Raw genomic sequence first — 11,469 nt, 5'->3', positions numbered from 1 at the left:
CGTCAGGAGCGGTTCTTGGCGACGCGTGGCAGGACGAGTGCCGACGCCGCGCCGAGGACCACGAAGGCCGCGGCCACCAGGAAGGCCAGGCCGTAGCCGGAGACCAGGTTGTCCGGGGTGGGCTGAGTGTCACCGGAGAGCGACTGGATACGGCTCGTCGCGATGGTGGTGAGGATGGCGAGGCCGAGGGCGCCGCCGATCTGGCGTGAGGTGTTGAGCAGTCCGGAGACCACTCCGGCGTCGGCGGGCGCGACCCCGGAGGTGGCCGCCGCGGCGACGGGGGTGAAGACCAGTCCGACACCGAGCGCCATCAGCATGCCGGGCAGCACGACCATCAGGACGAAGTCGCTGTGCGGACCGAGCTGGGACTGCCACACGAAGCCGGCGAGCGCGCTGAGGGCACCGGCCAGGATGAGCGGACGGGTGCCCGCCCGGGAGATGAGCCGGGAGCTGAGCCGCGCCCCGGTCATCACCATCAGGGTGTGCGGCAGGAAGGCCAGTCCGGCCTGGATGGGGCTGTAGCCGCGCACGTTCTGCAGGTACAGCGAGACGAAGTACCACATCGACAGGAACGCGGCGTTCATCATCAGCCCCACCAGATTGCCGCCGGCCACCGAGCGGGCGCGCAGCAGGCCGAGCCGTATCAGCGGAACCTTGGCGACGCGCTCCTCGACGAAGCAGAACAGCGCGAGCAGCACCAGGCCGATGATCAGCGGTGGCAGTACTTCGAGTGAAGTCCACCCGTACGAGGCGGTGTTGACGATGCCGTAGACGAGGGCGAGGAGGGCGAGGGTGACGGTGGCGGCGCCCAGGATGTCGAGCCGGCGCGGTCCCTCGCTTCGCCGGTGGTCGAGGTAGCGCATGCAGCCCGCGATGAGCGCGATGCCGATCGGGATGTTGACCAGGAGGATCCAGCGCCAGGACAGATAGCCGGTGAGCAGCCCGCCGGCGATGGAGCCGACCGCGCCGGCGCCGCCCGCCACGGCGCTCCACAGGCCCAGCGCGGAGGCCCGTTTGGGGCCTTCGGGGAAGGTGGTGGTGAGCAGGGCGAGGGTGATCGGCGACAGGAAGGCGGCGCCGACGCCCTGTACGACACGGGCGACGATCAGGACGCCGGGGCTGTCCGCGAGGCCGCCGACCAGGCTCGCCGCGGTGAACACGGCGATGCCGGCGATGTAGACGCGCTTGCGGCCGAGGAGGTCACCGGCCCGGCCGCCGAGCATGAGGAAGCCGGCGAAGGCGAGCGTATAGGCGTTGACGACCCATTGCAGGCCGGTGTCGCTGAAGCCGAGGCCGCTCTGGATGGACGGTAACGCGACGTTCACGATGGACACGTCGAGCAGGACCATGAACTGGCCGAGGCAGGCGAGGGTGACGATCACCCAGGGCGGTGCGGTGCGGCCCGGGGACGGCGGGGTGCCGGGGGCGGCGGTGGCCGCACCGCCGCCGGCGCCGTCCTGGGTCCCTAAGTGGGTCACGGTCCCTACCCCTTCTTCTCGATCGCTTCGGCGAAGGCCGCCAGTTGGGTGGCCAGGCTCTTGATGTCGGCGGTGCTCCAGTCCTCCATCAGCTCCGCCACGATGGCGGCCCGGGCCTGCCACAGCTTGCGGACGGCCTGCTTGCCGGCCCGGCTGACGCTCACCAACTGGGCGCGGGCGTCCGCCGGGTCGGGCTCGCGGACGATGAAGCCGCGGGCCTCCAGCCGCTTGGCGGGCGGGGTGAGCGTGGACTTGTCGACCTCCATCAGGTCCGCGAGGACCGACAGCCGCACGGGTGCGTGCTGGGAGATCTGGGCGAGCAGCGTGTAGTCCCCGATGGACAGTTCGAGACCGGAGGCCGCCATGATGCGGCGCCTCGCCGCCGTGGAGAACATCCAGTTCCCCACCACGGCAAGGGCCGACGCCACCTCACCGGAGGCCTCGCGCTGCTCGTCCGGTCCGTCTGGTGAATTGGCTGACGTGCGTCCCATGTCCGGCACCGATCCCGCTCGGTTGGTTGTGACAAACCAACTATTACTCGGTGGTCCGGTCCCTGGCAAGTGCGTTCTTGCTCGATCCGGCCTCCAGCCGACTGCGAGCCGGCCTTGCGAGCGTCGCCGTACCGCAGTCGACATCAGCCCGCGAGGTGCACAGTGGAATTCGGAGTGACCTTCTTCCCGACCGTGGGTCCCGCCGACAAGGACGGCGCGACCTACTACGACGAGGCACTGTCCGTGGCCGAGGACGCCGACGCGCTCGGTTACCAGCACGTGAAGATCGTCGAGCACTACTTCTTCCGGTACGGCGGTTACAGCCCCGACCCGGTCACCTTCCTGGCCGCCGCGGCCGCCCGCACCCGCCGCATCCGGCTGATCACCGGCACCGTGCTGCCCGCGTTCACCCACCCCGTCAAGCTCGCGGGCAAGCTCGCCATGCTGGACAACCTCTCGCACGGCCGGCTGGAGGTGGGCTTCGGACGGGCCTTCCTGCCCGACGAGTTCGCGGCCTTCGGCGTGTCCATCGACGACAGCCGCGCCCTGTTCGAGGAGAACGTGGAGGCGATCCGCCGCCTGTGGACCGAGGAGGACGTGGTCTGGGAGGGACGCTTCCACAAGTTCGGCCCGGTCACCCTTCAGCCGCGCCCGCTGCAGCGGCCGCACCCGCCGACCCACGTCGCCACCGCCATGAGCCTCGAGTCCTGCGAGTCCGCCGGGCGCGCCGGCCACCACCTGCTGCTCGTGCCCGCGACCTCGTCCGTGGAGAAGGCCCAGGAGATGCTCGGCGCCTACCGGGCGGCGCGCGCCGCGGCGGGCCACGAGGGGCCGGGCCGCGTGCAGTTCAGCTACCCCACCTACGTCGCCGAGGACGGCGACGAGGCACGCCGCCTGGCCCGCGAGGACGACGGGGCGTACAACCAGCGCATGGCCGAGGCCGTCTCCGCGTGGGGGCGCGTCTCCAGCAGCGCCTACCCGGGCTACGAGAGGATCCTCGAGGCCACCCGCACCTACGACTTCGACAAGAAGCTGGAGGCGGACAAGCTGCTGGCCGGGTCGCCGGCCGAGATCCGCGCCCAGATCGAGCGCATCCAGGGCTGGTTCGGCCCGGACATCACCCTCAGCCTGACCATCCACTCCGGGCTGCTGCCCGTGGAGGTCGCCAAGCGCTCGACGGAGCTGTTCGCGCGGCAGGTGGCACCGCACTTCGCCACGCCGGCCCGATGACCGGGCCCGTACGCACCGTCACCGTGGTCGGTGCGGGCACCATCGGTCTGGCCTGGACCACGCTGTTCCTCGCCCACGGCCTCGACGTACGGCTCAGCACCCGCAGGACCGACGCCGAGCGGGCGGCGCGCGAGGCAGTGGAGCTGTTCGCCCCGTCGCTGCCCTCGCCGCCCGCCGATCCGGCCCGGCTGCTGGACCGGCTCACGATCGAGCCGGACGTGGCCAAGGCGGTCGCCGGCACCGACCTGGTGCAGGAGAACGTCCGCGAGCAACTCGCGCTGAAACAGAAGCTGTTCGCCGAGGCCGAGCGATCCGCTCCGGACCACGTGCTGCTGCTGTCGTCGTCCTCGTCGCTGTCCGCGGACGAACTGGGCGCCACCATGGACGACCCTTCGGGGCTGCTGGTCGGCCACCCGTTCAACCCGGCCCATCTGATGCCGCTGGTGGAGCTGGTCCCGGGCACCCGCACCCGGCCCGACGCCGTCGAGCGGGCCGCCGCGTTCTACCGGTCCCTGGGCAAGGTGCCCGTCGCGCTGCGCCGCCCCATGGCCGGCACCCCCGCGAACCGGCTGCAGTCGGCCCTGTTCCGGGAGGCCGTGCACCTGGTGGCCGAGGGATACCTCACGGCCGAGGAGGTCGACGCCGTGGTGACCGGCTCGATCGGACTGCGCTGGGGGGCGGTCGGGCCGTTCCAGGCGTTCCACCTGGGCGGCGGCCCCGGGGGCCTCAGGCGCATGCTGGGCGCCGTCGGGGGCCGGATGGCCGCCGAGTGGGAGCACCTGGGCACGCCCGCGCTCACCGACGACATCGTGGGGACGCTCGCCGCGCAGACCGAGCGGGCGTACGGACAGGGCGACGACGCCTACCGGCGGCTGGCCGCCGCGCGGGACGCGCGCCAAGGGGCCGTGCTCGCCGCGCTGCGGGCCGGCGAGGACAGCGGGAGGGCCGATCCGTGACCGGCGGCATCACCGAAACGGTGCGGGGCGTCGACGCCGACAGCTTCCGGGCGGCCCTGGCCCGGTTCGCCAGCGGGGTGGTCGTGGTCACCGCGCGCGACGCGCTCGGGGCGCCGCACGGCTTCACCGCGAGCTCCTTCTGCTCGGTGTCGCTGCGGCCGCCGCTCGTACTCGTCTGCCTGGCCGAAACCGCCACGTCGTACGACACGTTCACCCGGGCCGCCGACTGCGGGATCAGCATCCTCGCGCACGACCAGACGGCCGTCGCGCGACGGTTCGCCACCCGGGGCGCCGACAAGTTCACGGACGGCGCCTTCGAGACGCTGCCCAACGGCACACCCGCGGTACGCGGCGCCCTGGCCACGCTCGCCTGCCGGATCCGCCAGCGGCACACCGCGGGCGACCACATGATCCTCGTCGCGGAGGTCACCCACACCGGGGAGGGCGAGGGGCACCCGATGCTCTACTTCGGCGGGGACTTCCGGGAACTGGCGCCCTGACGCCACAGCGGCCTCGCGAGCGGCTCTCGATCGCCGCTCTAGGAGGCCGAAACAGACTCCTTCTCGCACCACGCACCACGCACCACCTGAGCAGTCTCACGCATCACCTCACCACCGACACCACATCTGGAAGAGGGCACCTCATGCGCAGCATCGCCACCCGCGCCGGCGTCGTCGCCGCCACCGCCGTACTCGCGCTGACCGGCCTGGGCGCCGCCACCGCGTCGGCGGCCACCACCACCGACGCCCCGGTCGCCGCCGACGCGGCGTACGCCAGCCTGGCGGGCGAGTGGCTGGGCTCCGGCACCGCCGGTTCCAACCCGGTCCAGCCGCACTTCTTCTTCTACGGCAACGGCACCCTGAAGATGATCCCGGAGAACAACGCGTACCTCGCCACCGGCACCTGGAAGCAGAACGGCTCCTCGTTCACCTTCCACCTGGAGCACCCGATCTACGACTCCACCGGCGCCGTCGTCTCCTACATCAAGGCCGACCAGACCGGCACCATCGACGGCAACACCTGGTCCTCGACCGGCACTTCGGGCCGCTACGACACCCAGGGCAACCTCCTCGAGACGTTCACCGTCACCCTGACGGCCAACCGCGTCTGACCCTCGCCCGGCGAAGACCCCCATGCCACTCCGGCACGGGGGTCTTCGCTGCGTTCCGGACCTCACCGCCGACCCACCCCCTTTTCAGGCCCGTCCGGCTCACGTGGCGTGCGCTGGACGTCATCGCCACAGGGGGCCGACCGTGGCAGCCAATGGCCGGATTCCGTCACTCGTCGGTGGGATCGCCTGTGCGCCGGGCCCGGTGATCTCTACGGTGGGCGGGGAACGACCGGAACGTGGGGAGTGCTGTGGAAGCGGAGATCCTGGCCCTGGCAGGTATGGGCGCGAGCAGTCTGGTGACGCTGGCGCTCCAGGATCTGTGGGGATGGGGCAGGAGACGCTTCGCCACGCTGCTCGGGCGGGGCGCGCCCGCGGACGAGGCGGCGGCCGAGGAGGAACTGGAGCGGACCCGGCGGGAGTTGCTGGACGCCCGGCGCGCCGGCGACGAGGACACGGCCGTCGCCGTCGAGGAAGCGTGGGCCGAGCGCCTGCGCGACCTCCTGGCCTCCCACCCCGAGTCCGGGAACCGGCTGCGGGAAGTGGTCGCGGCGACGATCGAGCGCAGCCCCGCCCCGGTCGCGCTCGGCCACATCCTGCACTACGTCAACCACGTCCCCGTCTTCCAGGCGATGAACGACCACTGGGCCCGCTGCACCGAGGCACGCGCGACCACCGCGATGTTCCTGTGCGGACTGCCCGGCGTCGGCAAGCGGACCACCCTGCGCCGCTGGCTCCAGTCCCACCGGGACGACCTGCCCGGCGAACTGCTCCAGGCCGACCTCGCCCGGGACGAGCGCGGACGCCCCGCCGACCCGGCGGCCGTCCTGGAACGCTGGCTGGCCCAGCTCGGCGTCGCCCGCGAGGACCGCCCGGCCGACACCGACGCGAAGGCGGCCCTGGTACGGCGGCAACTGCGCGACCGGCCGGCCGTGCTGGTCCTGGAGAACGTGGGCAGGCCCGCCGAGGTCAAGCCCCTGCTCCCCGACTCCGCAGGGCACGTCGTCCTGATGACCGGCCAGCGGGTGCCGCTCGGGCTCGACGCCCTGCTGGACTTCGAACCCGTGGAGATCGCCCCGCTGAAGGACGAACACGCCCTGGAACTCCTGCTGAAGGTCAGCCGCAGCACCGAACACCCCGACCGGCTGCGGCCCGTCGTCCGGCACCTGGGCGGGCTGCCGCTGGCCCTGCGCCTGGTCGCCGGGCAGCTCAGGACACCGGTGCCGGGCACCCTGGAGGACATCACCGCCCGGCTCGCCGAACGGACCACCCGATGGGAACTGCTCGCCGTGGACGACACCCACGACCTGCCCGGCGCCCTCGACCTCGCCTACGAACGCCTCGGCGCCGACGCCGCCCTCCTCTACCGGCGCCTCGGCACCCTGCCCCGGACCGACGTCCACCTGGACACCGTGCACGCGCTCACCCCGGACCGGGAACCGGCCACCGCCCGGCGCGGCCTGCACGAACTGCTCTCCGCACGGCTGCTGGAGCGCGACGGCGTGGACGCCTACCGCCTGCACCCCCTCGTCCACGACCACGCGGCGGCCCGCGCGGAGCGGGAGGACACCGACGCCGAACGCGACGCCGTGACGGGCTGGTTCGTCCGCCATCTGCGGCAGACGGCCGAGGCCGCCGAAGCCGCGCTGTCCTCCCGCTGGCGCCACGACCCCGGACACGCCTACCCGGACGTACCGCGCACCCCCGGGCAGGGGGCCCGCGCCGAACGCGAACTCGCCCGCCGCCGCGACGGATTGCTCGCCGCCGTCCGCCTCGCCCACGCCACCGGACGGTACGAGGAGGCGTGGCGGCTGTGCCAGGCGCTGTGGACCTTCTGCCTGCGCACCGGCAGCCACGCCGAGTGGATCGAGTCCCACGAGACCGGCCTCGCCGCGGCCCGCGCCGACGGCGACCGGCTGGCGGTGGCGCGCATGCACTTCCAGCTGGGCTTCGCCCGTCTGGACCGGTGGAGCCTCGCCGAGGACGACCCGCGCCGCGCCCGTGAACACCTCGACGCCGCACGGGAGTCGGTGCGCGGCGACGGCACCGGCCGGGGCGAGGGCGAGGCCCGTACGGAGTCCAGCGCGCTGGAGGCACTCGGGCTGCTGGAACTGAAACTGGACCGCCCGCGGCAGGCCCTCGACCTCCTCGCCGACGCCGAGACGGCGCTCGGCGACCTCGCCCACCCGCGCGGACGCGCCCTGCTCGCCTACCACAAGGGCGCCGCGTACACCGCGCTGGGCCGCCACGACGACGCCGAACGGACACTGCGGGAGGCCCGCGAGCGGTTCCGGCGGCTGGGGGACGGACCGGACATCGCGCTCAACGTCGGCAAGTCCTGGCTGCGGTACGCGCAGGACCGGCTGGCCTGCGCCCGGCCCGAGGAGGCGCTGCGGGCGCTGGACGAGGCGGCCGCCGCCATCGAGCAGGGCGGCTCCGGGTACTTCCTCGCGGTGGCGCGCCTGCTGCGGGGCGACGTCCTCCGGCGGCTGGGGGACGAGCGGCGGGCGGCCGCCGACTGGGCCGCCGCCGGCACGCTGTTCGATCAGGCCCGCAGCCCGCGCGCGGAGGAGGCCCGGCGCCGCCTCGGCAACAGCCCCGTGCGCTCAGCGGACGGTGAACTCGACTAGCCCGGCCTCAGGATGGTCACCGGCCCGCACGGTCACCCGCGCCCGGGCGCCGGGCCGGAGCGGGACCGGGCCGGACCGCACCCAGGCGTACGCGGCCGAGGCCGCGACGGCGAACGACGCCCAGGCCGGGCGCTCGGCCCAGCGGGCCCGGAGCCGGATGCCGTCGTCGAACAGCGCCGTACAGCCGTGACCGGACTCCTCGACGGCCACGGCACCGCATCCCGGGAAGCGCCGGGTGAGGGAGGACCCGCTCACCTCGTCCGGGAGCAGCCCGCGCTCGGCGGGCACCAGCAGCACGTCGGCGGAGCGCGGCCAGCGGGGATCGGGGTCGTCGGGGTCGGCGGCGAGGTGCGCGCCGGCGAGGTGACGGCTCTGGGCGCGCTGCGCCGAGGCGGGGAAGCGCTGGACCCGGATCGTGCCGCCGTCGCCGGACTCGGCATCCTCACCGGCGGCTTCGCCGACGGTGGTGGTGGCGGTGACGAGGGCGGCCGACAGATGGGGGAGCCGGGGCGCGGCGGGGCCGGGGGAGGGGACGGGTATCGCGCGGGTGGCCGCCGGGTGCGCGGGCTCCGGCAGCTTCAGCCAGGTGTAGAACAGCCGGCGCAGTCGCCGGGCCGACTCGCCGGGCGCCGATGACACGCCCTGCCGGAGCGCGGCCAGTTCCGGGTCGTCCGGCTGGGTGCGCGCCGCGCGCAGCAGCTGGGGCAGCAGGGGTACGGCGCGGGAGAGGCGGGGGAGGAGCCGGCCGAGGCGGTCCATGGGGGAGCCGGGGGCCACGGCGGCATCGTTGAAGGCACCCAGAACGCCCGGAATTCCCAGGGCGGTGCCGTACAGGGTGAGCGATCCGTGGTCGCCGACGAGGAAATCGGCAGCGCACAGAGCGGCTTTCCAGGTCTCGGTCTCCGGTGCCGGGAGCAGCATTCCGGATTCGGTCAGCGGGGCGAGCCAATGGCGTATCTGCCAGGCCCCGTGGCCGTACCACGCATTGGGGTGGACGGCGGCGAGAACGCGGAATTCGTCGGCCGGGAGTTCGGCGAGCGCCCGGCGCAGCACCTCCGCCCCGGGCGCGCCGAGCACCGAGTCACGGCCCCAGGTCGAGGAGACGACCACCAGCCGCTGGCCGGGCAGCAGTCCGAGGGCGCGCCGGTACGCCGCCCGGAAGGACATTCCGGCGCGGAGCTGGTCGAGACACGGATCACCGGCGACGACGGCGCGGGGAACCGCCTCGGGGCAGCCGTCCGCGAGCCGCCGCAGCTGCTCTTCATGGGACAGCACGATCGCGGCCGGCACGACCCGCCCCTCATGGACCAGCCACTCCGACGTCAGCCCGAAGGCTCCCGGCTCCCGGCTCCCGGCTCCCGGCTCCCGGCTCCCGGCTCCCGGCTCAAAACCTTATTGTATCCAGCCCCGTGCGGCGCTCCTATGAGCGGAAAAGGAAGCCTGTGCAATTCCCCGCCGCGACTCGTGGCCACGGCGAGATCGAACGGCTGGGACAGCGCCTCCCGCCAGGGAATCCGCGCCATTCCGCGCGAGGCGAGGAATTCCTCCGTCCCGCCGTCGAGTGCGGAGGAACCGGTGCGCGTGAAGAACACCTGGATCCGCTCGTCGCCCTCGAAGACGGCCAGCAGATCCAGCAGCCGCGTGGCGGACGTGATGTTGTGCACGACGCCGAGCACACTGCGCTCGGCGGCCACCGTGCTCCACCGCGACCCGTCCTCCCGCAACGGCAGCGGCAGCCGGCCCGTCTCCCGCACGCGCACTCCCGGCCACGATCGGCTCACCCTGTCGGAGCACACGATAGTCATGCCGGGTACACGCCCCCGTCATGCGCCGGCCACGACTCCGTGTGCTCAGGTCACCAGCCCGACGTGCGCCAGTGCCTGCTTCAGCAGCACCCCGTGCCCGCCCGGCATCTCGCTCTGCACGGCCCGGGAGGCGGCCTCCTGCGGGCTGAACCAGACGAGGTCCAGCGCGTCCTGCCGGGGCCGGCAGTCGCCGGTGACCGGCACGATGTAGGCCAGGGACACCGCGTGCTGGCGCGGGTCGTGGTACGGAGTGATGCCCGCCGTCGGGAAGTACTCCGCGACCGTGAACGGCTGGAGGGAGGCGGGGACGCGGGGCAGCGCGACCGGCCCGAGGTCCTTCTCCAGGTGGCGCAGCAGCGCGTCGCGGACCCGCTCGTGGTGCAGGACCCGGCCGGAGACCAGGGTCCGGCTGACCGTGCCGTCCGGGCCGATGCGCAGCAGCAGCCCGATGCTGGTGACCTCACCGCTGTCGTCCACGCGCACCGGCACGGCCTCGACGTACAGGATCGGCATCCGGGCCCTGGCCATCTCCAGCTCGTCCGTGGTCAGCCAGCCGGGCGTGGTCTCGGTCATGTCAGACATTGCTTGATCATACTTTCCGGGTGGGGTGCCCGCCGGGATCGCGGGCCGGTTCGGACAGAGGCGGTCCGTACAGAGGCGGTCCGTACAGCCGTCGGGCGTTGTCGCGGCCCGTCCAGTGCGCGATCCGCAGGGCGTCGGCCGGGCTCAGCTCGTCGGCGTCCACCCGGTCCTGGAGCAGAGCGGCGAGGCCCCGGCGGAAGCAGAGGGCGCCCAGGTGGTGGAACTCGGCCACACCATAGGCGTCGGAGCTGTACAGCAGTTTGCGGAACGGGGTCACCTCCAGTGCCTCCTCCAGCACCGCCCGGCAGCGGGCCGGGCCGGTGTGGTGCAGTGCGAGGCCGACGTCCAGGTACACGTGCTCGAACACCGCCGACAGGTACGCCGCCTGCCGGTGGTACGGCCAGCAGTGCAGCAGCAGGACCGGGATCGTGCCGGCCGTCCGGCGCAGCCAGTCGGTGAGCAGGGCGGGGTCGGCGCGGTGCAGCCGCAGGTCCGCGTCGCCGAACCCGGTGTGCAGTTGCAGCGGCAGCCCCAGCTCGACGGCGGTCCACAGCAGGTGCCGTACCAGCACCGGGTCGGCCAGGCGTCCGCCGCGCGCCGGCCGGTGCCGGGCCGCCCGGGTCACCTCGGCGTCCGTGGGGGGCTCGGGGTCCAGGGCGAAGCCCGTGCGGTAGGCCGCGACCGACTTCACCGCCACCACGCCCGGCCGCCGTACGGCCTCCTCGGCGGCGGCGCGGAACTCGGCCGCGTACTCGCCCGGCTCCACGCCCCGGGCCAGCACCGCCTCGGCGACCCGCTCCAGCCGTACCACCTCGCGGGCGGTGGCGCCGGCCGCCGCCGCCAGTTCGGCTGGCGTGGTGAGCGGGTGCGGGGCGAAGCCGGTGTCCACGCAGAACACCTCGGCCCCGGCCGCCCTGAGGAACCGCCGGTTCACCTCCCGCCAGCCCAACTCCGCGCGCCGGGCGGCGTATTCGGCGGGCGGGGCGTGCCGGGGCAGGTCCAGCAGGGGCGCGCAGTGGCGGCGCACGGCCACGCCGGCGGGGGTGTCGAAGGGGGAGACGCCAGGCCAGGCCGCGCCCTCGGTGAGCAGGGACGCGAACTGGCCGGCGGACAGGTCGGCGGTCACCGCGCCGTGGCAGTGGTGGTCCACCAGCGGCAGCGCGGCGAGGGCCTCGTGCACCGGTCCCAC

The 11,469-nt window shown here is 73.6% G+C and carries 11 protein-coding genes; 5 read left to right on the top strand and 6 right to left on the bottom strand.

Annotated elements, in window-relative coordinates; genetic code table 11:
• Window positions 1–2: 2 nt before the first annotated feature.
• Both ACSURM_RS06225 and ACSURM_RS06220 read right to left on the bottom strand, forming a co-directional pair.
• Window positions 3–1,478: an MFS transporter gene (locus ACSURM_RS06225; protein WP_436953949.1), complete on the bottom strand. Its 1,476-nt coding sequence runs from the start codon at window positions 1,476–1,478 to the stop codon at window positions 3–5.
• A gap of 5 nt (window positions 1,479–1,483) precedes the next feature.
• Entirely contained in the window at window positions 1,484–1,969 is a 486-nt protein-coding gene (locus ACSURM_RS06220) for a MarR family winged helix-turn-helix transcriptional regulator (RefSeq protein ID WP_359051880.1), read from the bottom strand.
• Window positions 1,970–2,131: 162 nt separating this feature from the next.
• Here ACSURM_RS06220 and ACSURM_RS06215 point away from each other — a divergent pair, with 162 nt between their 5' ends.
• The 5 genes from ACSURM_RS06215 to ACSURM_RS06195 all read left to right on the top strand — a co-directional run bounded on the left by ACSURM_RS06215 (window position 2,132) and on the right by ACSURM_RS06195 (window position 7,893).
• The gene (locus ACSURM_RS06215; RefSeq protein ID WP_436953948.1) at window positions 2,132–3,199 is read left to right on the top strand and encodes an LLM class flavin-dependent oxidoreductase; all 1,068 of its coding nucleotides are present in this window, start codon (window positions 2,132–2,134) and stop codon (window positions 3,197–3,199) included.
• Entirely contained in the window at window positions 3,196–4,155 is a 960-nt protein-coding gene (locus ACSURM_RS06210) for a 3-hydroxyacyl-CoA dehydrogenase family protein (protein ID WP_436953946.1), read from the top strand. The genes ACSURM_RS06215 and ACSURM_RS06210 overlap by 4 nt, the downstream gene beginning before the upstream one ends.
• On the top strand, window positions 4,152–4,655 hold the full coding sequence (locus ACSURM_RS06205; protein ID WP_436953945.1) for a flavin reductase family protein: 504 nt from the start codon (window positions 4,152–4,154) through the stop codon (window positions 4,653–4,655). Before ACSURM_RS06210 ends, ACSURM_RS06205 begins: the two co-directional genes overlap by 4 nt.
• Before the next feature lie 143 nt (window positions 4,656–4,798).
• Window positions 4,799–5,266: a hypothetical protein gene (locus tag ACSURM_RS06200; protein ID WP_436953944.1), complete on the top strand. Its 468-nt coding sequence runs from the start codon at window positions 4,799–4,801 to the stop codon at window positions 5,264–5,266.
• Window positions 5,267–5,514: 248 nt separating this feature from the next.
• The gene (locus ACSURM_RS06195; RefSeq protein ID WP_436953943.1) at window positions 5,515–7,893 is read left to right on the top strand and encodes a hypothetical protein; all 2,379 of its coding nucleotides are present in this window, start codon (window positions 5,515–5,517) and stop codon (window positions 7,891–7,893) included.
• Here ACSURM_RS06195 and ACSURM_RS06190 read toward each other — a convergent pair.
• The 4 genes from ACSURM_RS06190 to ACSURM_RS06175 form a co-directional block, all read right to left on the bottom strand.
• The gene (locus ACSURM_RS06190; protein ID WP_436953942.1) at window positions 7,870–9,183 is read right to left on the bottom strand and encodes a hypothetical protein; all 1,314 of its coding nucleotides are present in this window, start codon (window positions 9,181–9,183) and stop codon (window positions 7,870–7,872) included. The genes ACSURM_RS06195 and ACSURM_RS06190 overlap by 24 nt on opposite strands.
• A 32-nt stretch (window positions 9,184–9,215) precedes the next feature.
• Window positions 9,216–9,647 (bottom strand): hypothetical protein, encoded by a 432-nt coding sequence (locus ACSURM_RS06185; RefSeq protein ID WP_436953941.1) that lies wholly within the window; start codon window positions 9,645–9,647, stop codon window positions 9,216–9,218.
• A gap of 96 nt (window positions 9,648–9,743) precedes the next feature.
• Window positions 9,744–10,271, bottom strand: coding sequence for an NUDIX hydrolase family protein (locus ACSURM_RS06180; RefSeq protein WP_436960950.1), 528 nt, complete (start codon window positions 10,269–10,271; stop codon window positions 9,744–9,746).
• Between the two features lie 16 nt (window positions 10,272–10,287).
• Window positions 10,288–11,469, bottom strand: coding sequence for an amidohydrolase family protein (locus ACSURM_RS06175; protein WP_436953940.1), 1,182 nt, complete (start codon window positions 11,467–11,469; stop codon window positions 10,288–10,290).

The sequence above is a fragment of the Streptomyces sp. SudanB182_2057 genome, assembly GCF_964272715.1.
Classification (GTDB): Bacteria; Actinomycetota; Actinomycetes; order Streptomycetales; family Streptomycetaceae; genus Streptomyces; species Streptomyces rubradiris.
The sequence above is the reverse complement of the archived record's forward strand: the minus strand, read 5'-3'. Positions and strand labels throughout refer to the sequence as shown.